The organism is Paenarthrobacter sp. MSM-2-10-13 (assembly GCF_011605365.1).
In the GTDB taxonomy this organism is placed as follows: domain Bacteria; phylum Actinomycetota; class Actinomycetes; order Actinomycetales; family Micrococcaceae; genus Arthrobacter.
Genome location: NZ_JAAOXO010000012.1, coordinates 118,289 through 139,570 on the forward strand (window position 1 = coordinate 118,289; position 21,282 = coordinate 139,570).

At 63.6% G+C, this 21,282-nt stretch carries 17 protein-coding genes; 11 read left to right on the forward strand and 6 right to left on the reverse strand.

Annotation, left to right across the window (positions count from 1 at the left end):
- Positions 1-2: 2 nt before the first annotated feature.
- Complete coding sequence (locus tag HAV21_RS19065; protein WP_142939488.1) at positions 3-1,025, reverse strand: M56 family metallopeptidase; 1,023 nt, start codon at positions 1,023-1,025, stop codon at positions 3-5.
- A gap of 5 nt (positions 1,026-1,030) precedes the next feature.
- Complete coding sequence (locus tag HAV21_RS19070; RefSeq protein ID WP_142939487.1) at positions 1,031-1,417, reverse strand: BlaI/MecI/CopY family transcriptional regulator; 387 nt, start codon at positions 1,415-1,417, stop codon at positions 1,031-1,033.
- A gap of 281 nt (positions 1,418-1,698) precedes the next feature.
- Here HAV21_RS19070 and HAV21_RS19075 point away from each other — a divergent pair, with 281 nt between their 5' ends.
- From HAV21_RS19075 to HAV21_RS19090, 4 genes are read left to right on the forward strand one after another with little or no spacing between them, the layout of a single operon-like run.
- The gene (locus HAV21_RS19075; protein ID WP_166842762.1) at positions 1,699-3,297 is read left to right on the forward strand and encodes a cytochrome ubiquinol oxidase subunit I; all 1,599 of its coding nucleotides are present in this window, start codon (positions 1,699-1,701) and stop codon (positions 3,295-3,297) included.
- An 18-nt stretch (positions 3,298-3,315) separates the two neighbouring features.
- Positions 3,316-4,398, forward strand: coding sequence for a cytochrome d ubiquinol oxidase subunit II (gene cydB, locus HAV21_RS19080; protein ID WP_166842763.1), 1,083 nt, complete (start codon positions 3,316-3,318; stop codon positions 4,396-4,398).
- Between the two features lie 7 nt (positions 4,399-4,405).
- Positions 4,406-7,852: a thiol reductant ABC exporter subunit CydD gene (gene cydD, locus HAV21_RS19085; protein ID WP_166842764.1), complete on the forward strand. Its 3,447-nt coding sequence runs from the start codon at positions 4,406-4,408 to the stop codon at positions 7,850-7,852.
- A 9-nt stretch (positions 7,853-7,861) separates the two neighbouring features.
- Positions 7,862-8,872, forward strand: coding sequence for a GNAT family N-acetyltransferase (locus tag HAV21_RS19090; protein WP_166842765.1), 1,011 nt, complete (start codon positions 7,862-7,864; stop codon positions 8,870-8,872).
- Positions 8,873-8,876: 4 nt separating this feature from the next.
- Here the strand turns inward: HAV21_RS19090 and HAV21_RS19095 are convergent, their stop codons facing one another.
- A complete protein-coding gene (locus HAV21_RS19095) occupies positions 8,877-9,395 on the reverse strand; it encodes a DinB family protein (RefSeq protein WP_166842766.1) in 519 nt (172 codons plus the stop codon).
- Between the two features lie 128 nt (positions 9,396-9,523).
- On the opposite strand from HAV21_RS19095, the gene HAV21_RS19100 reads away from it, so the two are divergent.
- On the forward strand, positions 9,524-9,907 hold the full coding sequence (locus tag HAV21_RS19100; protein WP_142939481.1) for a VOC family protein: 384 nt from the start codon (positions 9,524-9,526) through the stop codon (positions 9,905-9,907).
- Positions 9,908-10,034: 127 nt separating this feature from the next.
- Here the strand turns inward: HAV21_RS19100 and HAV21_RS19105 are convergent, their stop codons facing one another.
- Positions 10,035-12,551 (reverse strand): DNA topoisomerase IV subunit A, encoded by a 2,517-nt coding sequence (locus HAV21_RS19105; RefSeq protein WP_166842767.1) that lies wholly within the window; start codon positions 12,549-12,551, stop codon positions 10,035-10,037.
- Positions 12,552-12,606: 55 nt separating this feature from the next.
- Here HAV21_RS19105 and HAV21_RS19110 point away from each other — a divergent pair, with 55 nt between their 5' ends.
- Genes HAV21_RS19110 through HAV21_RS19125 form a run of 4 tightly spaced genes read left to right on the forward strand, consistent with a single transcriptional unit; the run spans position 12,607 to position 18,054 of the window.
- The gene (locus tag HAV21_RS19110) at positions 12,607-15,294 is read left to right on the forward strand and encodes a bifunctional GNAT family N-acetyltransferase/acetate--CoA ligase family protein (RefSeq protein ID WP_166842768.1); all 2,688 of its coding nucleotides are present in this window, start codon (positions 12,607-12,609) and stop codon (positions 15,292-15,294) included.
- A gap of 57 nt (positions 15,295-15,351) precedes the next feature.
- The gene (locus HAV21_RS19115) at positions 15,352-16,077 is read left to right on the forward strand and encodes a DUF5998 family protein (protein WP_142939478.1); all 726 of its coding nucleotides are present in this window, start codon (positions 15,352-15,354) and stop codon (positions 16,075-16,077) included.
- The gene (locus tag HAV21_RS19120; protein WP_166842769.1) at positions 16,074-17,303 is read left to right on the forward strand and encodes an alkaline phosphatase family protein; all 1,230 of its coding nucleotides are present in this window, start codon (positions 16,074-16,076) and stop codon (positions 17,301-17,303) included. Before HAV21_RS19115 ends, HAV21_RS19120 begins: the two co-directional genes overlap by 4 nt.
- Positions 17,296-18,054, forward strand: coding sequence for a thymidine kinase (locus HAV21_RS19125; RefSeq protein WP_166842770.1), 759 nt, complete (start codon positions 17,296-17,298; stop codon positions 18,052-18,054). The genes HAV21_RS19120 and HAV21_RS19125 overlap by 8 nt, the downstream gene beginning before the upstream one ends.
- 69 nt (positions 18,055-18,123) lie before the next feature.
- Here the strand turns inward: HAV21_RS19125 and sepH are convergent, their stop codons facing one another.
- Positions 18,124-19,461, reverse strand: a complete 1,338-nt coding sequence (gene sepH / locus HAV21_RS19130) for a septation protein SepH (RefSeq protein ID WP_166842771.1) — start codon at positions 19,459-19,461, stop codon at positions 18,124-18,126.
- A 301-nt stretch (positions 19,462-19,762) separates the two neighbouring features.
- Between sepH and HAV21_RS19135 the strand changes: the two genes are divergently transcribed.
- A complete protein-coding gene (locus tag HAV21_RS19135) occupies positions 19,763-20,062 on the forward strand; it encodes a DUF4193 domain-containing protein (protein ID WP_024820531.1) in 300 nt (99 codons plus the stop codon).
- Here the strand turns inward: HAV21_RS19135 and HAV21_RS19140 are convergent.
- Complete coding sequence (locus HAV21_RS19140; RefSeq protein ID WP_166842772.1) at positions 20,059-20,556, reverse strand: DUF3093 domain-containing protein; 498 nt, start codon at positions 20,554-20,556, stop codon at positions 20,059-20,061. The two genes, HAV21_RS19135 and HAV21_RS19140, sit on opposite strands and share 4 nt — an antisense overlap.
- Before the next feature lie 142 nt (positions 20,557-20,698).
- Between HAV21_RS19140 and dut the strand changes: the two genes are divergently transcribed.
- Positions 20,699-21,238, forward strand: a complete 540-nt coding sequence (gene dut / locus HAV21_RS19145) for a dUTP diphosphatase (protein ID WP_166842773.1) — start codon at positions 20,699-20,701, stop codon at positions 21,236-21,238.
- Positions 21,239-21,282 lie beyond the last annotated feature (44 nt).

Here is a 21,282-nt window from a genome sequence, read left to right on the forward strand (position 1 = left end):
CGTTAGCCCAGCAATCCTGGAACAATGAGCAGCGCCGTGGGCACTGCAAGCAGCAGGGCCGAGGCCAAGAGGACCAGAACACGCACGGGCTTGGTGAGCGGCGGCTTGGGTGAGAGTAGGCGGCTGACGCGGGACGCCGTCGTGCGGGGTGAGTCGGCACCGCCGGTAGCGCTGACGGCATTGCCTTCCACGACGGCGCCGCCAGCGCTGAGTGCCGGGCTGCCACTGAGTGCCTGCCCGCCACTGAGCGCCGGTGTGCTGATGCCCGGCTGCGAGGTGCCGCTGGCAACAATGGCGATGGCCTTGATCAGTGTGCCTTTGCTTTCAGTGCGCAGGGCGACGTCATCGGCCAGCATCTCGATCAGTGAGTTCACGGCCGTCTGCGCCAGCCGGGTGGTGGGGAACCAAGGCAGTGCTTGACGCCAGGCAGCAAAGGCCCACAGCAGGAGATCGTGGCGCTGGGACAGGTGGGCATTTTCGTGAATGAGGACAGCCCTGAGCTCTGCCGGTTCCAGTGCTGCCATGAGGCCGTCGGATAGCACCGTTACGGATCGGGCGCCGCCGGGCAGGCAGTAGGCCACGGGAGAGTCGTGGTTGATCACCACGGTGCCCGGGCCGTCGTCGGACGGTGATGCCAGCAGGGCGAGTAGCTCGCGGTGGCGTCTCCGTTGGCGTTCAATCTTGTAGTAGGTCAGCAGCAGGGTGAAGACCAGGTGCGCGGTCAGCAGTGCTGCCGCCGAGAGCGCAAAGAGGTGCCAAAAGCCCAGGGCGGTGGTGGGTTCGTTGTTGAAGACCATCCCGGCAAGGCTCTTGAGCCCTGCTATGAGATTGTCCCCGATTGGTTCCAGTCCGTAGACGAGCATGGCCCCGATCATGGACAAGCCACCGGCAAGAGCGATCGCCTGCCACAGCACCATGGCGGTGAAAGGGGATCGTGCCGGCCACTGTGCACGGGACAGCAACACGGGTACCGGCCACGCCAGAATCAATGCCAGGACCGCAAGCAGGTATGAGGTCCAGAACATAGTGGCTAATTGTAGCCGAGCAGTTTGCGCAGGGTAGCGGCTTCACTTTCGGTGACGGAACCAATGAAGCGGGCAAGTACGGCCTCGCGGTCCGGTGCGGAGCCAAGGACCTCGTGCATGAGTTCGGCGGTGTGGTCAGCGCGGCTCGAGACTGCCTGGTAGCGGTGCGGCCGGGTTCCGCGTTCGCGTTCAACCAGACCCTTCTTCTCCAAGCGTGAGAGCACGGTGAGGACCGTAGTGACTGCCAGGTCCTTGCCCTGATGACCGGCGGTGCCGTCGCCGGCCGCGGAATCCTGCGCCAAAAGATCACGCAGTGTATTGGCGGTTGCAGCCTCCTGGCCTGCCCAGAGCAGATCCATCACTGCCCGTTCCAGTTCCCCAAGACTTGCCATCTATACGTCCCTACCTTCCGCTTCCCGGTGCAGGGTGGCTGCTGCCGGGGAGCGATGATTCAACATTCCACAATAAATCTACCGCTTTTCAGGCCTTCATTCTACGTGAGGTAGAACTATCGGCGCGCCGCGCCGCCGAGCGGACCCTTGCGCGTGGGTTACGCCACTTGAAGAATGGGTTTTGGCGATCTCCATTTGTTCTACACTGTGTAGAAGAGAAGTTTTCTACGTGACGTAGAAGTAAGGTCATCGTACTTCGGTCCACCGCACAAAGGACAGCCATGGACGCCTTGGAAATCGCACGCTGGCAATTCGGTATCACTACCGTCTACCACTTCATGATGGTGCCGCTCACTATCGGCCTCGGCCTGGTGGTGGCCATCATCCAGACCATCTGGTACCGCACCGGCAAGCCGGAGTACCTTCGCATGACCAAGTTCTGGGGAAAACTCTTCCTCATCAACTTCATCATGGGTGTAGCCACCGGCATCGTGCAGGAATTCCAGTTCGGCATGGCATGGAGTGAGTACAGCCGGTTCGTCGGAGACGTCTTCGGCGCACCACTGGCGCTCGAAGCCCTGTTGGCCTTCTTCGTCGAATCAACCTTCCTGGGATTGTGGATCTTCGGCTGGAAGCAGCTCAAACGCGGCGTGCACCTGGCCTGCTTGTGGATCGCCGTCATCGGCTCCGTCTTCTCCGCCTACTTCATCATTGTGGCCAACTCCTGGATGCAGCACCCCGTAGGCGTTGAGATGGTGGATGGACGGCCCGTGATGACGGACGCCTGGGCAGTGTTTACCAACAACACGGCGCTGGTTGCCGTGCCCCACACCCTCTTTGGCGCACTGGCTGTTGCCGGCGCCTTCCTGCTGGGGATCGCCTGGTACCACCTGTGGCGTCGGCGCCACGACGGCATTGACGTCGTTGGCAAAGACGGAAAACTGATTCCCGGCGAAGCAGCCATCCCGGGCCGTGATAAGGCTGACTACACGGTCTGGATGAAATCCCTGCGGATCGGCGCTGTGGTGGCCATGATCTCCTTCGCCGGAACCGCCATCACCGGTGATCTCCAAGGCAAGCTCATGTTCGAACAGCAGCCCATGAAGATGGCCGCCGCTGAAGCTGCCTGCCACGACGGCACGGGCTTCTCTGTGCTGAGCGTTGGCAACCTGGGAGCGACCAACTGCGAGGACATCGTTGCAGTTATCGAAGTCCCCGGCATCCTCTCCTTCCTGGCCAAGGGCGACTTCACCACTGAAGTGAAGGGCGTGAACAGCCTGCTGGGTGAGTACAAGGAAAAGTACGGCACCCACCTGCCGGACAACCCGCTCTACGGTGAGCGCGCCGGACAGGAAATCCAATACGTGCCCGTCATGGAAGTCACCTACTGGGGCTTCCGCATGATGATCGGCTTCGGTGGCATCGCAGCCTTCGCCGCCCTGCTCGCGCTTTGGGTGACCCGCACGGGCGTAGTTCCCGAATCCAAGTGGCTGATGCGCCTTGCTGTCTTTGGGATTCTCGCTCCCTTCGGCGCCAACGCCGCAGGCTGGATCTTCACCGAAATGGGCCGGCAGCCATTCGTGGTGGCGCCCAACCCGGACATGAACGGTATTGACCAGGTCTTTATGTTCACAGCTGCCGCGGTATCCCCGGGCGTCAGCGCCGGAGAACTCATGACCTCCCTGGTGGTCCTCACCGCCATCTATGCCGTGCTGTTGGTGGTGGAAGTGAAGCTCCTGGTCAAGTACATCCGCGGGGGCGTGGCCTCGGCGATGCCTGAACTGGCCCACGCCAAAGACTCCGATAACCAACACGACAAGAACGACGACGGCGCCGGCCCGGACAAGTCCGGCGACGACGTCCTGGCATTCGCCTACTAAAGCCAAGGGGTACTGACAATGGAACTGTTGCCAACCATCTGGTTCGTGGCCATCGCGGTGTTGTGGACCGGTTATCTCTTCCTGGAAGGCTTTGACCTCGGGGTGGGAATGCTCATGAAGCTGTTCGCGCGCAACAACACCGACCGCCGCGTCCTGCTGAACACCATCGGCCCGGTATGGGACGGCAATGAGGTGTGGCTGCTCACCGCCGCCGGTGCCACCTTCGCTGCCTTCCCCCTCTGGTACGCCTCGCTGTTCTCCAGCCTCTACCTCCCGCTCCTGGCGGTCCTGGCTGCGCTGATCTTCCGGGCTGTCGCCTTCGAATACCGCGGCAAGGTGGACTCCGAGAGCTGGCGTAACCGCTGGGACTGGGCGATCGCCGTCGGATCCTTCGTGGCTGCTTTCGGCATCGGCGCAGCGCTGGCCCTCACCACCACGGGACTGCCCCTGAATGAGAACGGGGATCGCGTCGGTGGCCCCATGTCCTGGTTCAGCGGTTATGCACTCCTGGGTGGTTTCGGCGTGGTGGCATTCGCGCTGGTTCACGCCCTGGCGTTCCTGGCCCTGAAGACCGACGGCGACGTGCGGCACCGCGCCCGCCGCTGGTTCGTGCGATGGGTGCCGTTCGCGGTACTTCCGATGTTCGGCTGGATGGTGGCCGTCCAGTTCCTAAGCGGCAAGCCCTGGACCTGGGCATTGGTGGCAGCGGCGGTAGTCGCCGTCGTCCTGGCGTGGCGACTGGCCCGTACGGGGTCCGAAGGGCGGGCCTTCAGTGCCTTGGGTGCCTTCATTGTCTGCGCCACAGCGGCCATCTTTGGAGCGGCCTTCCCGGTAGTCATCCCCTCCACGATCGATCCTGCCTTCAATCTGACCATCTCCAACGCCTCGTCCTCGGACTACACACTGGGCCTCATGAGCATCGTCGCAGCCGTTGGACTGCCACTTGTGATTGCTTACCAGTCATGGACTTACTGGGTGTTCCGCCGGCGCGTCAGCGCAGCCCACATCCCGGAAGCCCACGGGTTCCTGCCCGCCATTGCTGCGAAAGTGATGGTATCCAAGGAAAGCCCCTCCGCCACACGAAACCAAACGGGAGATTAGTCGCTCCATGAAACCCGTGTTCCCCTCCGGCCCGGCAACGCGATCGGCGCTGTACGCAATCGGCCTCATGTCCGCCCTCAAGGCACTGTCCCTGGTGCTCATGGCGCAAGCCGTAGCGGGAATGCTGGCAGGGCTCGCCTCCGGATCTGGGGAGTGGCACAACGGACTTGTCTGGGGTGCGGCCGGCGCCGTTCTGCGATCCCTGACAGTGTGGGGCCAAGGCATCGCCTCCAGGCGGGCGGCCCTGGGCGTCAAGGAGGAACTGCGGGCGCGGCTGCTGAGGCGCTCACTGTCCGACGCCGGTTCATCGCCCGTGGCGGGAATGAACGACGGCGGGCTGGCGATCCTCGCGACGCGCGGACTGGACGCGCTGGACGACTACTACACCCAGTACCTGCCGGCAATAGTGAACTGCGCAACGGTCCCGCTGCTGATCGGAGCCCGGATACTCTTCGCCGACTGGGTAAGTGCCGTGGTGATCGTCCTGACGGTCCCTTTGGTGCCACTGTTCATGGTGCTGATAGGACGGCACACCGAAGACACTGTCAGGGAGGCGCAAAGCACGCTCCGGAAACTGTCCGGCCACATCCTCGAGCTCGCTAAAGGTCTTCCCGTCCTGGTGGGCCTGGGACGCGCCACCGAACAGCGCGCAGCACTGGAAGATATCTCCGAGCAATACCGCACCCGGACCATGGGCACCCTCCGCACGGCGTTCCTCTCCGCCCTGGCATTGGAACTCATCGCAACCATCTCAGTGGCCGTGGTGGCGGTCTTCATTGGTGTCCGGCTGGTGCATGGCGACATGCCCCTCGAAGCCGGACTCCTGGCCTTGATCCTGGCGCCGGACTGCTACCTTCCCCTCCGGGAGCTTGGCACCGCCCACCACGCCAGCGATGACGGCAGGGCGGCCCTTGAGACCACCAATGCCGTGCTGGACGCTCCCTCGCATGAGCACCTCCAGCATGGGAGGACGTCCGACGCAGCCCCGGCGGGCGTGGTGGTGACCGACTTGTCGGTGACCTACAACGGACGGTCCGCCGCCGCCGTCGGGCCCCTCAGCTTCACAGCTGAGCCGGGACGTGTCACAGCCCTCGACGGCGTCAGCGGCTCCGGGAAGAGCACAGTCCTGGGCGTCCTTGCCGGGCTTATCGGTCCAGGGCCAGGCGCGGAGGTTACCGGGACGGTCAACGGTGCGTCGCCAGGGACAATCGCGTGGGTTCCGCAACACCCGGTCATGACCAACGAAACGGTGCAGCAGGAAATTGAGCTCTATCTGCACGGATACGCGGGGAACACAGCCGAGGCAGCCACCCGTGTTCTCCGGCAAGCCTCAGCCGGCCACCTGGCGGCCAAGCATCCCGCGGAACTGAGCCCAGGCGAACTGCGCCGAATAGCACTTGCCCGCGGATTGGCACGGGTGGAAGCCGGGGCTACCACCCTGCTGCTCGACGAACCAACCGCCCATCTGGACCAATACTCGGCAAGCGTGGTCCGCCGCGCCATAGAGGCGGTCCGCGGCAACGTGACCGTGATCCTGGTGGCCCACGACGCCGCCACCCGGGCGCTCGCCGACCACGTGGTACCGGTAGGAAGCCGGCATCAGCACCAACACTCAGCGTCCTCAGTTCCCGGAACGATCAGTCCGAGCGGAGATGCTGCAACTGCAGGGGCAGTTGTGGTCCCCCTGAAGGGCGCCGCCCAACACCAAGACCTCCCAACACCTCCCTCCACCAGCAGCCTGGGGGCTCTTCTCCGGGCCCTGAAACCCGTGCGCTGGAAGTTCGCCGCCGCCGGCGCGGTGGCCGTCCTGGCCGCCCTCTTCGCAGTCGCGTTGTCCGGCCTGTCCGGATGGCTCATCATCCGGGCCAGGGAGCAGCCGCCCATTCTCTACCTGCTCGGCGCGATCGTCGGAGTGAGGTTCTTCGGCATCGGAAGGGCCGTTCTGCGCTACTGCGAGCGGCTTTTGACCCATGATGCAGTCTTCGCCGCCATGACCCGCCTCCGCGGCGCACTCTGGGCATCGCTAAGCCGCAGGGCCCTTTCCCTCCGGCGCCTCCTCCAAGGCGGCAACGTGTTGGGCTCAATCGTGGACGACGTAGACACCCTCCGGGACCTTCTTCCCCGGGTTGTCCTACCGCCCGTGACCGCCGTCGGAGTCGGAGCTGCGGCCATCCTCGCCACTTCCATCGTTTTACCCGATGCATTGCCGGCGATTGTTGTGGCCGCCGTGGCAGGCCTGCTCGCAGCGCCGATCCTGGCCGTCCTGGCTGACAGGAACGCCGCCAGTGCCGAACAAAAGCTGCGGTCAGTGGTGCTGCGGGGAGTGGCTGCCGCCCTTGACGCCCGTGCCGAACTCAACGCCAACGGGGTGGGGGAGCCGGTCCTTGAAGCACTGCGTGCCAAGGACCGCAGCGCCACCCTCTCTGCCCAGCGCTCTGCGTGGGCCGAAGGACTCGGGCAGGCCGTGATCGTCCTTGCGTGCTCTCTGGCCGCCCTCTGGGCCGGAGCCCTGAGCGCACCCGCCGTGCTCAATGGCACTATTGCTCCCGAACTCGCGGCCGTCATTGTCCTGATGCAACTGGCCCTGGTGGAACCCTTCGGTGGAATCGTCTCAGCTGTGCGCCAAGCCCCGGCGCTCGCGGCCGTCCTGGACCGGGTGGCATCATCCGGTGCTTTGGATACCCCTGGCACCACCGACCCTGCAGAAGCGAACCTTGCGAAAGAACACGACGGCGGCACGCGGCAACTGCCTGATCGTCCGGATAAGGCTGGACTGGAGCTGAAGGGCGCCTCGGCGGCGTGGCCAGGTGGCCCGAAAGTGTTCGCCGGCGTCAACGCTGAGGCAGAACCCGGCCGTTGGCTTGCCGTGACCGGCCCCTCCGGGGCCGGTAAGTCCACCCTGCTTTCGGTGCTACTGGGATTCCTACCCCTGGCGGAAGGCACTGTGAAGCTTTCCGGCACGGCGGCATGGTGCCCCCAGGAAGCACACCTGTTCGACTCCACAATCCGAGGCAACCTCCTCCTGAGCCGGCCGGCTGCCGCAAAGCCCAGCGAGGCCGAAATGCACAAGGCACTGGCCGACGTCGGGCTTGATTCCGTGGTTGAAGCGTTGCCGGACGGACTCGACGCCCGGATCGGACCAGGCGGCTCTTTCCTCAGCGGCGGTGAACGCCAGCGCCTGGCCATGGCCAGGACACTCCTGACCGGAGCCTCCGTGCTGCTGCTTGACGAACCGACTGCGCATTTGGATGCGGGCTCGGCGCGGGAAATGATGGCCATCCTGCGCAACGGACTCAAGGACGTCACCGTTGTGCTGGTTACCCACAATCCTGAGGACATTGATCCCTCAGACTCGCGGCTGGAATTGCCTGGGGGTCAGGTTTCCGCGGAGCAAAGTGACGGACTCACGGCGCAGGGCGCGGCGGAACTGGTGGGAAGGCCTACTCCTCAGTAGCCTGTTGGCATGCCGTTTGAATCCTCAAGCCAAGCCCTGCCTGATGCCGTTGCCACCGGTCTGAGCTGGCGGCCAGCCACTATGGAGGACCTCGATAACTGGGCGGACCTGATCGCCCGTACGGCCGCCGTCGAACATCCCGTTTGGTACGAAAAGCGTGGCGACCTGCTCCACGTCATGGAGTCCTCCAAGAACCCGGCTGAGACAAGCACGCTCCTGGGCCTGGACGCAGGCGGAGTAGCCCGTGCCTATGGACGCATCGCCAAGAACCCGGACGGGGACAAAGCCACCGGCATGGCGTGCGTTGACCCGGAATGGCAGCAACGGGGGATCGGCTCCGCAATCCTGATGTGGCAGGAAGGACAAGTGCGCAACAGGTTTCACGCCGATGAGGCGGCCGGTCACACCAGTGCGCCGCCCCGCCTCCGGATCCAGACCGAGGAACAGCACGAGCACCAGGCGAAGCTTCTGATGGGCCATGGCTACGGTGCTGTGCGCTGGTTCAACGAAATGCACCGGCCTCTTTCGGACGAGCTGCCCCGGGCCGCCCTGAGAGCAGGGCTTGAGCTTAGGACGCTGGACTCTTCGCTTTTTGAACCCGTACGCCAGGCCCACAACGACGCGTTCAGGGACCATTGGGGGAGCGAGCCACGGGACGAAGAATCGTGGCGCTTCACCATCGAGGAACCCACTGCCCGGCCCGATCTCAGTGCAGTGGTCATTGATTCGTCCACCGGCGAGGTGGCCGGCTATCAGCTCACCAGCTTCGATCCCGACTCTGCTGCGGAGCGCGGCTTCAAGGAAGGCTACACCGAGCTCCTTGGCGTGCGGCGTGCCTACCGGGGCCGGGGCATAGCCCAAGCACTGCTCGCCGATGCCATGCAGCGCTACGCCTCAGCCGGAATGGAGGTGGCATCACTGGACGTGGACTCAGCCAATCCCACCGGGGCGCTGGAACTCTACCTGGGCATGGGCTACACGCCCGTGAACCGCAGCATGACGTGGGAGAAAATGCTCTAGCTTCCTAGCCGTCCACATCATGAAGATGGTGAACAACATCGTGGAGGAAATACTGGGAGAACGTCAGCACGGTAAATGAGGATCCATTGCTGCGCGTTCCGGTCCGCTGCCAGTCATCCTCGGTGACTCTGGCGAAGGATTCCGCAATCTCCTTCCCCTCGGCTTCGAGTTGATCGGCCACCGTCCGTGGGTCCGCCGAGCCGTACTCGCCATCTATCGCGGCCTGGTCCTGGTCCCAGTTGGCGAACCGGGCGTCATCCTCGGTGAGCATGAGGTTCAGGCGCTGGTCGAACAGGCTGAAGACGTCGCGGACGTGGCATGCGTACTCAAGGTTGGACCAGGTGTGGTCATTGGGGCGGGTGGCCACGTCCTCCCTGCGCAGCACGGCCCGCCACCGCGGGAGCATGTTCAGGACGATGCCGGGCACCGTGGAAGGAGTCACCGTTACGGGGTCGAAGCCGCACTCGGGGCAGGGCTCAGAGAGCACCCAGGTCCAGTCTTTTTCATCAGGGATGATCGGCATGCGGCTAGTCTAAGCCGCCCGGCAAACACCTTCGAACAGGCCGGGAAAGTTGGTGTCATTTTTGGATTACGGATGGACTCTCCCGGGAGTAAAGTTCGTTCCGGGGGGAGAGCCGGAAAGAGAAAGCAATGCTCAAGGATCAGCAGGTTGGTGCCGTCCTACCGGCACACGACATAGCCCGGGCACGCGCGTATTACAGCGAAAAACTCGGTCTGGAACCCGAAAATCCGGATGATGAGGACAACCTTCAGTACAAATGCGGCGACGGAACGGGATTCTTCATCTATCAGACACCGAATGCAGGGACTGCCAAGAACACCCAGATCGGCTGGATGGTCAGTGACCTAAAAGCCGCCGTGCAGGAGCTCCGGGGCAAGGGAGTTGTGTTTGAAGACTACGACTTCCCCGGTTTAAAGACCGAGGACGGAGTGGCCACCATGCCCGACGGTAGCGCCGCGGCCTGGTTCCTGGACAGCGAGGGAAACATACTGAGCCTTAACCAAAGCGGCTAGCCCACGCGGTGGCCCTAACGCCACGGCATCGCAAAGGCCGGGGGTTTCATGACCCCCGGCCTTTGATGTGCCTGGCAGATTTGTTGCGCCTGGCAGTTTTGTTGCGCCTGGCGGAGAGTCCCTCCGGTTATTCTGCTGCGTCAGCCCATGCCATGCTCGGGCCGATTGCTTCCACGGGCTGGGACAGCGGGACGCCGGATCCATCCCTGCGACCATGCTCGTGGGGGAGTGCCCGGGCCACGCCTGCGGCGGATGAAGCCTTGGCCGGACCGTGCCCGGCCCAGGCCAGAAGCAGGGTGTCTTCGCCCTTGAGGAAGCGGTGGACCCGGACGCCGCCGGTGGCCCGGCCTTTCGCGGGATACTCCTCAAAAGCGGTTACCTTCGCGGTTCCGGGGGCCGTGCCGGGAAGGGCGCCAGTGGTTCCGGCAATAGTCACCACGACGGCGGCAGGATCGTTCGCGCGAACGGTACCGAAGTGGATCACTTCGTCGCCGGCAGCCAGCTTGATGCCGGCCATGCCACCGGCTGTGCGTCCCTGCGGGCGAACGTTCGATGCACTGAATCGAAGCAACTGTCCCTGCCGTGTCACGAACACCAGATCGACGTTCTCTTCCTGCGCCGGTTCCACCGCCAGGACCGAGTCTTTGTCCTTCAGGGCGATGATCTCCCAGTCTTCACGGTTCAGGGGATAATCCGGCTGAACACGCTTCACGACGCCCTGAACCGTGCCAATGGCCAGGACGGCGTCCAGAGGCACGAACGCCACCAGGGTTTCGCCCTTAAGCAACGTGATGAAGTCCTTGGCCGGAACGCCGCCGGCCAGGTTGGGCAGGCCTGAGACCGGCGGCAACGCGGGCATGTCCATCACCTGGAGCCGTAGCATGCGCCCCTGCGATGTGACTGCACCGATTTCGCCCCGGGCGCTGGTCTTCACCACCGAGCGGAACACATCATGCTTGGTCCGGGGGCCCGCTTCGGCCAGCGGTTCCTGGTTGGAAGTCCTGGCGATTTGGCCCGAGGCACTGAGTAAGGCCCAGCAGGGGTCGTCGGGGATTTCCAGGGGCAGGGCTGCGGCTTTGCCCTTGGGGCCGGGTGCTGATGCTGCCAATGCTGCGGCAACGGTGGGTGAGACTGCTTCCGACTCCAGGAGCACAGTGCGCCGGGGTGTGCCGTACTTGTCCGCTATCACGGCCAACTCGCCGGAGACGAGATCGCGGAGCAACTCATCAGAGGCAAGGATGGCTTCCAATGCCTCGATCTCGCTGCGGAGTTCGTCCTGCTCCTTCTCCAGTTCAAGACGTGAGTATTTGGTCAACTGCCGCAGGCGCAGTTCCAGGATGTAATTGGCCTGGATCTCGGTGAGGTCGTAGATGGACATGAGGCGTTCACGCGCTGCTGAGGCTTCGTCGGAGGAACGAATGATCTGGATGACCTCGTCGATGTCCACGATTGCGATCAGCAAGCCCTCCACCAGGTGGAGACGATCCTTCTTCTTGCCAAGGCGGAAGGAGGTACGGCGGCGCACCACATTGAGGCGGTGTTCGACGTACACCTGCAGCAACTGCAGCAGGCCCAGCGTCTGCGGCTGGCCGTCCACCAGGGTGACATTGTTGATGCCGAAGGAATCTTCCATGGGCGAGTAGCGGTACAGCTGCTGCAGTACGGCGTTGGGATTGAAGCCGTTCTTCAGTTCGATGACCAGGCGTAGGCCATGATTACGGTCCGTGAGGTCAACCACATCGCTGATGCCCGTGAGCTTCTTGGCGTTGACGGCGTCCTTGATCTTCTCGATCACCTTCTCCGGACCCACCATGTAGGGCAGTTCGGTCACTACCAGCCCGGTGCGTCGGGCCGAAAGCTGCTCCACTTCCACCTTGGCGCGGGTCTTGAAGGATCCGCGACCTGTGGCGTAGGCGTCGCGGATTCCATCCAAGCCCACGATCCGGCCACCGGTGGGAAGGTCGGGCCCCGGGATGAACCTCATGATGTCATCCAACGTGGCGTCGGGGCTGGCGATCAGGTGGCGTGCAGCGGCAATTACCTCAACAAGGTTGTGTGGAGGCATGTTCGTCGCCATGCCCACTGCGATGCCAGTGGTGCCGTTAACCAGCAGGTTGGGGAAAGCGGCAGGGAGGACATCGGGCTGCGTCAGCTGGTTGTCGTAGTTGGGGACGAAGTCCACTACGTCTTCGTCCAAGTGGTCTGTCATGGTCAGGGCGGCTGCCGCCAACCGTGCCTCTGTATAACGCGGTGCTGCCGGACCGTCGTCGAGCGATCCGAAGTTGCCGTGGCCATCAATCAGCGGAAGGCGGAGGGAAAAATCCTGCGCCATGCGCACCATGGCGTCATAGATCGCGGTGTCGCCGTGCGGGTGGAGCTTGCCCATGACTTCGCCCACCACGCGCGCGCTCTTGACGTGTCCGCGATCCGGGCGGAGGCCCATGTCGGACATCATGTACAGGATGCGCCGTTGAACAGGCTTCAGACCGTCGCGGGCGTCCGGGAGAGCACGCGAATAAATCACCGAGTAGGCGTACTCCAGGAAGGAGCCTTCCATCTCTGACGTGACGTCGATGTCCACGATGTTCTCGGTGAAATCGCCGAGGGGTTCGGCTGTGCGTGCTGATTTTTGGCTGCGGGCCATGGGGTCGGTAAATCCTCGAAAGTTGTACTGCGGATGTTTTAGCTAGGCTAAGCCTATGGTGGATCAGCCCGGCGTCGGCATTTATCCGGAATATTGGGAAGCTGATGTCGTGCTGCGCGACGGCGGGACAGCCCACCTTCGCCCAATACGACCTGAAGATGCGGACGCTTTGCAGGCGTTCCATGCCGGCCAGTCGCAGGCATCCATCTATATGCGGTTTTTCTCATTCAAACCCAAGCTCTCCGGTAAGGAAGTCCGGCGTTTCACGGAAGTGGACCACATCAACCGCGTCGCGTTCGTCATTACCATCGGCGGCGAAATCATGGGGATCGGCCGCTACGACCGTCTTGACGATCCAACAGAGGCCGAGGTGGCCTTCAACATTTCCGACGCCCATCAAGGGCGCGGGATCGGTTCCATCCTCCTGGAACACCTGGCCGTTGCTGCCCGGGAAAACGGCATTCGCCGCTTCACGGCGGAAGTCCTGCCGGACAACCGGAAGATGCTGATGGTCTTCGCCGACGCCGGCTATGACGTCAAACGCCAATTCGACGACGGCGTGGTGAGTGTTGAATTCAATATCGATCCCACGGAGAAATCGCGGGCCGTCATGGAGTCACGCGAACACCGCGCGGAGGCGCGCAGCGTGCGCGACCTCTTGTCGCCGTCGTCGGTGGCCGTCATCGGTGCCAGCCGCAAGTGGGGGACCGTGGGCTACCAACTTCTGGAACACATCATTGAAGGCGGCTTCAAGGGGCCGGTCTACGCCGTCAACCCGGAAGCGTTCGAACTCGCCGGAATGGTCTCCTTCGGGAAGTTGTCCGAGATCCCGGGACCGGTGCAGCTGGCCATCATCGCTGTTCCTTACGAAGAAGTACCCAAGGTGGTGGACGACTGCGCCGCCGCCGGCGTCAAGGGGATCGTGGTGGCCACGGCCGGATTTGCCGACGACGGCGAGCGGGGACTCGCACGTCAACATGAGTTGGTACGGCGGGCCAGGGCAAACGGGATGCGCGTCATTGGGCCCGAGTCCCTCGGCATCCTCAATACGCACCCGGCGGTGTCCCTGAACGCTTCCATGGCCCCCACCATGCCGCCCAGGGGCAGCCTGGGCTTGTTCAGCCAGTCCGCTGCCGTGGGTGTGGCGGTTTACGCGGCTGCCAGCCGCCGCCGGCTCGGATTGTCCTCGTTCATGTCGGCTGGAAACCGCGCGGATGTATCCGGCAACGATGCCATGCAGTATTGGGAAGACGACGCCGATACTTCCGCCGTTGGCCTCTATCTTGAGTCCATCGGCAATCCCCGCAAGTTCTCCCGACTGGCCCGAAGGTTGTCGCGCAGTAAACCCGTGATCGTCGCCAAGTCCGACGTCACGGGCCTGAGCCTGCCTCCCGGGCACGAGGTCCGCACCACCCAGGCGCCGGCAGCGGCAGTGGACGCGATGATGCGCCAGGCTGGCGTGATCCGTGTTGAGACGATCGAACAACTCATGGATATCGCCCAAATAGCGTCCTCGCAGGCGCTGCCTAAGGGACCGGGTGTAGCCGTCTACTCCAATTCCGTGGCGCTGGCCAAAGTGGTTGCCGATACCGCCGTGCCGTACGGGCTGGAGGTGATCAAGCAGGTGACGGACATCGACCTCGATGCCGGAATGTCTGTGGCACTTCCGGCATTGAGGGCCAGCCTCAAGGAAAGCCTCGCGGACGAGTCCGTGCATGCTGTGGTGGCCGCACTTCTCCCGGCGCGCGGGCTGACCGTGGAGTCGCTTGCCGGCGTTTTTGCCGAGTGTGCTGCCGAGGCCGGCAAACCCGTCGTTGCGGCGTTCACCGGGATTCTGGATCCCTCCGTGCAGGTTGAGGGCATGGTGGGCGCTGCAGGTACCCCCGTGCTGCCGTGCTACTCCAATGCCGGTGCCGCCGTGGCCGCCCTTGCGGCGATCGTGCGGTACGCGCAGTGGCGCGACCGGGACCAAGGGCTCTTTGTGGAGCCCGAGGACTGCAACGTCGACGGCACCAAGGACATGCTGACCTCGATGTTGGCCGGTGTTACCGGCGAGAAGATCAGGAAGCTCGACGCCGGTGCTGCCGCGGTGCTGCTGTCAGGCTACGGAATCCATGTGGTGCCGACGCTCGGATTTGGAACCGCTGATGAGGCCGTGCAGGCCGCGGAAACCGTGGGTTGGCCGGTGGTCCTCAAAACCACCGACCCCGCGCTGAGGCACCGACTGGATCTCGGCGGGGTGCGACTGGATATTCAGGACGCCGAATCCCTGCGGCAGAACGTCGCCCAAATGCGCCGCGCCTTGGAGCCTTATGGATCGCCGTCGCTCGAAGTCCAGGCAATGGCGCCGGTTGGGCAGGCCTGCACCTTCCGAGCCATGGAAGACCCCCTCCTGGGGCCGGTATTGTCCTTTGGGCTGGCCGGCGATGCCGTCAACCTGCTCGATGACTGGGCGCATCGGGTGCCGCCGCTGGCCGCTGCCGACCTCCATGACGTCATCCGTTCACCCCGGGCGTCCAGGAAGCTCTTTGGGTACCAAGGACTCCCTGCCGTTGATGTGGCAGCACTGGAGGACATCGCGGCCCGGCTTGCCAAGCTCAAGGACGACCACCCCGGGATCGCTCTGGTGGAGTTCAACCCAGTCCTGGCGGGTCCCACCGGGGCCACCATCCTGGGGGCGGATGTGTGGATCGGCAACGCAGCGCAGCGCACTGACAGTGCCCGCCGCGCGATGCGGAGTTAGCCACAGGAGCGCGCCGCACAGTTAGGTACTCACCAAGCGATCTGTGAAAATGGGGGAATGAGCACCCAGTCTCCGACGCCTCAATCCCGCCCGTCCAATGCCGGGCCCCACACCGCCCACCATCACAGCTCGCAGGGACAGAGCCTGGACCAGGCGCTGCAGCAGGCAGCTTTCTACCCGCGGTTGGTGGCCGACGTCGTTGATGACGCCCTGGACGGCCGGGAGTGCCTCTCCCACTTGGTCCACCTGGAGACCCATTTTGATCGGGCCGAGGTCCGTAGGCACATCACTGTGCTGGTTCTCACCGAAGACATGCTGGTGATTACCCACGTGGACGACCAGCAGCTGGATGAAGCCGGAGAGCAGATCGTTGCCCAGGTTTCCACGGAGTCGGTGCCGGTGGCACAGATCCGCTCAGTGGTCCTCAGCTACATGTATGCCCAACCCCAGGACTACAAGCCCTCTGATCCTGTCCGTGAAATGACGTTGTCCATTGCCTGGTCGGGCGGCCAACGCCTGGACATGGGGCCGGCAAGTTGCGGGGATCCCCAGTGCGAAGCCGATCACGGTTACAGCGGAACCATCGCCCAGGAAGACATCGTCCTGCGGATCAGCGCAGAGGCAGACGGGCTCCAGGCAGTTCAGGACGCCAAGATCTTTGCCCGTGCACTGCGTGCGGTCAATACGGGCAACCCGTCACCGGCCCAACATGCCGGCATCCCGGCACCAAGGCCGCGCTCGGGCGTCTTCAGCAACCGCCTCAGCCGCGGACACCAGCGTTGAAGGAAACCGCACAGAACCCGGTAAATACCTCCATGATCGGCGCTCCGGCCGTTGACCTCCCATCGCCCCCGCTTTTCGGCAGCAAATCCATTGCAGAAGTCCTCACCAGCTCTGCCGCATCCCTGGGCGTGTCCGGATTTACCAACCACTTACAGCTGCCATCAGCGCAGCGTGTTTGCGTGGTCCTTGCCGATGGCCTCGGCCGCAACCTCTTGAAGCAGAAGTCCTCACACACGCCTTTCCTTCGCACGGTTATGGCTGCGGGACAAGGCAACATCCCCACGTGGATCGACGCCGCCTTCCCCAGCACTACGGCGGCGTCCTTGGCGAGCCTCGGCACCGGCTTACCGGCAGGGCAGCACGGCATGGTGGGGTACGACGTCCTCGATCCCGCCCAGGACAAAGTAGTCAACCTCTTGGGTAATTGGGATGCCAACGTGGATCCTGCACAGTGGCAGCCTCACACGACGGTCTTCGAACGGCTGGCCGGAGAACTGGACGTCGTAACCGTCAGCCTGCCGCAGTTCGGAAATTCCCCGATGACCCAGGCAGCACTCCGCGGCAGCCGCTTTGTTGGTGGCACCACGCTCCATGCCCGGACCGCCGCGGCCGCCGAGGCAATGTCCGGCGGTGGCCGTTCCCTGATGTACTTCTACGCCAACGAGCTGGACAAGGCGGGTCACCGCTACGGCTGCCAGTCGGACCGCTGGGAGCACCAACTCGAAGAACTCGACTCCACCGTCAAGAGGCTCTCAGCAACCCTGCCAGCCGGCACCACCATCCTGGTAACCGGTGACCACGGCATGCTGGACGTCCCTGAATCCCAGAGGATCGACTACTCCGCTGACGAAGCCCTGGTGGCCGGAGTCCGCCATACTGCCGGGGAACCCCGCATGGTGCATCTCTACCTTGAACCGGACACCACCCCGGCCCATCGGGAATCCCTGATTGCGGCCTGGCGTTCGCGCTTTGGTGAAAGGATCTGGGCCTTTACACGGGAGCAGGCCGTTAATGCAGGGTTGTTCGGCCCGGTACGGCCCGAGGTCGCTCCCCGGATTGGCGACGTCATGATCGCGGCGCGGGACACCTTGGCCCTTTACGACACGCGAAGGGCACGCCCGTCCTCGATGGAAGTGGTGGGGCAACACGGATCCCTGACCAAAGCCGAACGCGAAGTACCGTTGCTGTGCTTCACAGCTGCAGGTAGAAAGGGCAAACGTGGCTGAGCTGGTCTTCTTCTCGGGCACCATGGACTGCGGCAAGTCCACGCTTGCCCTCCAAATGGACCACAACCACCGGGCGCGGGGACGCGGAGGCGTGCGGTTCAGCTGTAACGACCGCGCCGGTGATTCAACAATCTCCAGCAGGCTTGGCCTTCAAACCGATGCCGTGGAAGTTGTGGACGGCACCGACTTCTGGGACGAAGTGGTAGCCCGGCGAACCACCGGGCTCCGCGTGGACTACCTCATCTGTGACGAGGCCCAGTTCTACTCGCCGCTCCAAGTGGAGCAACTGGCAAGGGTTGTAGATGAGATGGACGTGGATGTCTTCGCTTTCGGCATCACCTCAGACTTCCGCACCCGCTTGTTCCCAGGCTCTCAGCGGCTCATTGAACTGGCCGACAAAGTCCAGGTACTCCAGGTTGAAGCTTTGTGCTGGTGCGGCCGCCGTGCAACGCAAAACGCCCGCACCGTGGACGGCATTATGGTGGTGGAGGGTGACCAGGTGATGGTGGGCGACGTCGCGCCGCAAAACAGTGGCGACGCTGCGCATACGGAGAGGGTGCACGTCCAGGAGGCACTACCGATGGAGACGCTGCCCGCACAGGTGGTGGGGTACGAGACTTTGTGCCGTCGCCACTACATGCGGCGTGTCACGGCCCATGGCGCCAATGTGATGGCCGGGGCGGACCAGACACTGCCGTTCGACATTGATGCCTGCCTCTGGCCCGGCGCAGGGGCCCTTCGGCAGAGCTAAGCGATTCGACCGGCCAGGAAACAGCCTGGCAAGGTTCCTACCAACCGGCGTGTCCACCAGCTCCTGGAGCTAGTCGCCGCGGGCCCCGAAGACGATCTCGTCCCAGCTCGGGATGCTGGAACGCTTGGGGCGGGACGGCTGCCGTTCGGCAGGTGCATCAACGTCCTTGCGCGCTTCCGCATCTATCTGTTCCTCCGGCGGCGCCACGTCCTGATGGAGGTCCCGGGCAGAGGGTGCGCCGGCGGACTGGTCTTCCGCGTGTGGTTGCGGGGTGCCGCCGCCACCCAGAAGTTCGTCCAGCCCTGCGGGCTTCCGCCCCGTCAGCGGCGTCACCGGCCGCAGCGGACTGGCTACCACCGTTATTTCACGGGTGTCGGTGCTGACCCCATTGTGGAGCTTGAGGGAGTCATCGTCGTCGTGGGACTCGACGTGCCGCGGAGCAAGGCTGAGCCGGGACAACATCGAAGGGCGGCCGTCTTTACGGGTGGGCTCTTCCACGCCGGTGGCCAGGGGCTCAGCGTCTGCGAGGCTGGTATCCGCGGCTGCCTGGTCCACTTCTTCACCGGGCCGGGGGTGGGCTGCGGGAACGTTGCTCAGCAGTACGGCCAAGGCGTCGTCGCCGTCTTCGTCCACGCCCAGGCGTTGGCCGCGCCGTGAACGGAGCATTTCCAAAAGGCTGTCTGATTCCTTCGCGGACGCACGCGCCGCAGTTTCGGCGTCGGTCTCGAAGTCGAACGGCCTGTCCGAGACGGCAGCAAGCCGCCGGGCGGGGACCGGACCGTCCATGGGCTCAAGTTCGCTGAGCTGCTGGGCCCAACGGTTGGCGTTCTGCAGCGATTTGCGTTGGGGGCTGAAGGTCCACATGGCCGGCGGTTCCTCGCCGATGCTTCCGTGAGCGCCGGGAACAGTTTCGAAGCGTGCGACCACCGTCCAGGTGCCGTCCGGACGTCGCCATGAATCCCAGTCCACCGTAGAGGAATCAATACCGTGCGCCGAGAGCCTGTAGTCAACCATGTCGCCCAGAGTGGCCGGGGTGTCGCCAAACGCCGAGCGGTAGATGTCATGTCCGGGAGCAGGGGAGGCGACTTCGATATTGCGGGCCTGGCGCACCACGTACTCACGCTCGGCAAGCACAGGGCCCTCGTAGCGTTGGACGTTGGCAAGGGGGAGGCCGGAAAGCTCGGCCACCTCGGTAGCCGTGGCACCGCTGCGGATCCTGGCCTGGATGTCGCGGGGCGACATGGCAATAGCTGTATTGGACGCGCGTGCGGCCACCTGGGCAGGGGTGCGGCTCGCCGCGGCCCTTAAGGCTTCGTCGATCGGAAGCTGGAACATCGCACCACCGGGCCCGCTCAAGAGCAGATGCCCGCCGTCGTCGTGGACGCCTACCAGTCGTAGATCCTGCATAACACCCTCCACCACATGGCATAACTGACATTCGAAACTCTGCCACCCGCGGGGGTCTTTTCCTACTAGGACAAAGGGCGTGCCGTGATATTCCGCAGAAAACAGGTTACGTCCGGAGGGCTGTTGGCCAACGGGCACCCAAGAAAGAGGGCCTATGGACATTGAGGGCCAGGGGGAGGACAATCTGGCCGAGATCGGGCACAAATCCGGGGCTTCCGGCGTTTGAACCCTTAATCCGGTGGCAGGGAGTTCCTGCGATCCGGTATTCCACCCGGAACAGGTATGGAGGACAAAAAGGACCATGGCCACGGACTATGATGCCCCTCGAAAAACCGAGGAAGATGTCAGCGAGGATTCCCTGGAAGAACTCAAGACCCGTCAGTCGGGGAAGCAGTCCTCGGCGGTGGATGTGGACGAGACCGACCTCGCCGATGGCTTTGAGTTGCCGGGGGCGGATCTCTCCGGTGAAGAACTCCTCATTCAGGTCATGCCGCCGCAGCCTGACGAATTTACGTGCTTCAACTGTTTCCTGGTCAAGCACAAGTCCCAGATCGCCGCGGAAAGGGGCGGGCACCAATACTGCAAGGAGTGTGAGAGCTAGCTCCGGGAAGCGGTCAATGCTGCAACGAGTTCATCCGGACGACGCGAGGACGCCAGCCAGTAAGGAGTGCGGTCTGCGGGGTCGGTGATCTCAATCTTGACCACGGCGTCGATCCAGCCGCGGAAGCACATATAAGCCAGTCCGTTCAGGCGCGGGCCACGTTCAGCAGTGGCGTCCTCTTTTCTGAACGCCTGGACAGAACCTACGAATGCGCGGTCTATGCTCGCCCGCCCAACCCGTACGGTGTCGGCAGTGACCGTGATGGTGGGCGTGGAAAGCACCAACATGATGGTCATGATCGCCAGCAGGACCAAAGCGGCGATGATGCCCGTGGCGGCGCTGATGGGCCCAAACATCAGAACGCCCGCGCCGGACAATCCAACAACCACAATCCAGATCCAGACGGACGGCCATAGCTTCTCGGTATACAGGACCTCGGAGGCCGAAGGGGTGTTCCGGGCAGGAACGGGGGAGGACTGGTCAGGCGTAGGCATGGATCCAGCTTATCGGGCATCGGCACCGGGCTCCGCCCTCCTTCATGGATGGCCACAGCCTGCCCCGCCTGCCCGGCCCCGCCAGCCAGGCCCGCCGGGCTGAACGACTCGGGTGAACCGGGTCCCGGTAGAATGAACCACTGTGAGCAATGAGACCGCAGTATTCAGACCAGACGCCGCTTCCGCAGTTGCGGACAGCAGCGAAACCACCGCAGCGTACGGCGCCCCCACTTTGGAGGTGCAGTTGAAAATGCTCGACGCCGGCTTGGAAGCTCCCTCTTATGCGCACCCTGGAGACGCGGGTGCCGATCTCCGCGCCCGCGAAGATGTGCATCTCGCCCCCGGTGAGCGGAAACTCGTTCCAACTGGTGTCTCCATTGCGTTGCCGAACGGATATGTCGCCCTGATCCATCCCCGCTCCGGGCTGGCCACCAAGCACGGACTGACGGTGGTCAATGCCCCCGGTACTGTGGACGCCGGCTACCGTGGCGAAATCGCTGTCACGCTCCTGAACACCGACCAAAACACTGCCATTGACCTCAAACGCGGCGATAGAATTGCACAAATGGTGATTCAGCGCGTTGAATACGCGCAGTTCATTGCTGTTGACCAACTATCGGATTCCGTTCGGGGAACCGGCGGCTTCGGGTCCACGGGCGGCTTCAACGCACCGAAGGCCTGAGAAACTACTGAACCTTGTTTACCGGCCTCCCACGCCTGACGCAT

What these genes read in the sequence shown, in the direction of transcription:
- HAV21_RS19090 (WP_166842765.1), top strand. Translation starts at nt 7,862, where the DNA reads ATGCCGTTTGAATCCTCAAGCCAAGCCCTGCCTGATGCCGTTGCCACC.
- HAV21_RS19140 (WP_166842772.1), bottom strand. Translation starts at nt 20,556, where the DNA reads ATGCCTACGCCTGACCAGTCCTCCCCCGTTCCTGCCCGGAACACCCCT.
- HAV21_RS19070 (WP_142939487.1), bottom strand. Translation starts at nt 1,417, where the DNA reads ATGGCAAGTCTTGGGGAACTGGAACGGGCAGTGATGGATCTGCTCTGG.
- cydB (WP_166842763.1), top strand. Translation starts at nt 3,316, where the DNA reads ATGGAACTGTTGCCAACCATCTGGTTCGTGGCCATCGCGGTGTTGTGG.
- HAV21_RS19065 (WP_142939488.1), bottom strand. Translation starts at nt 1,025, where the DNA reads ATGTTCTGGACCTCATACCTGCTTGCGGTCCTGGCATTGATTCTGGCG.
- HAV21_RS19135 (WP_024820531.1), top strand. Translation starts at nt 19,763, where the DNA reads ATGGCCACGGACTATGATGCCCCTCGAAAAACCGAGGAAGATGTCAGC.
- sepH (WP_166842771.1), bottom strand. Translation starts at nt 19,461, where the DNA reads ATGCAGGATCTACGACTGGTAGGCGTCCACGACGACGGCGGGCATCTG.
- HAV21_RS19100 (WP_142939481.1), top strand. Translation starts at nt 9,524, where the DNA reads ATGCTCAAGGATCAGCAGGTTGGTGCCGTCCTACCGGCACACGACATA.
- HAV21_RS19110 (WP_166842768.1), top strand. Translation starts at nt 12,607, where the DNA reads ATGGTGGATCAGCCCGGCGTCGGCATTTATCCGGAATATTGGGAAGCT.
- HAV21_RS19075 (WP_166842762.1), top strand. Translation starts at nt 1,699, where the DNA reads ATGGACGCCTTGGAAATCGCACGCTGGCAATTCGGTATCACTACCGTC.
- HAV21_RS19115 (WP_142939478.1), top strand. Translation starts at nt 15,352, where the DNA reads ATGAGCACCCAGTCTCCGACGCCTCAATCCCGCCCGTCCAATGCCGGG.
- HAV21_RS19105 (WP_166842767.1), bottom strand. Translation starts at nt 12,551, where the DNA reads ATGGCCCGCAGCCAAAAATCAGCACGCACAGCCGAACCCCTCGGCGAT.
- cydD (WP_166842764.1), top strand. Translation starts at nt 4,406, where the DNA reads ATGAAACCCGTGTTCCCCTCCGGCCCGGCAACGCGATCGGCGCTGTAC.
- HAV21_RS19095 (WP_166842766.1), bottom strand. Translation starts at nt 9,395, where the DNA reads ATGCCGATCATCCCTGATGAAAAAGACTGGACCTGGGTGCTCTCTGAG.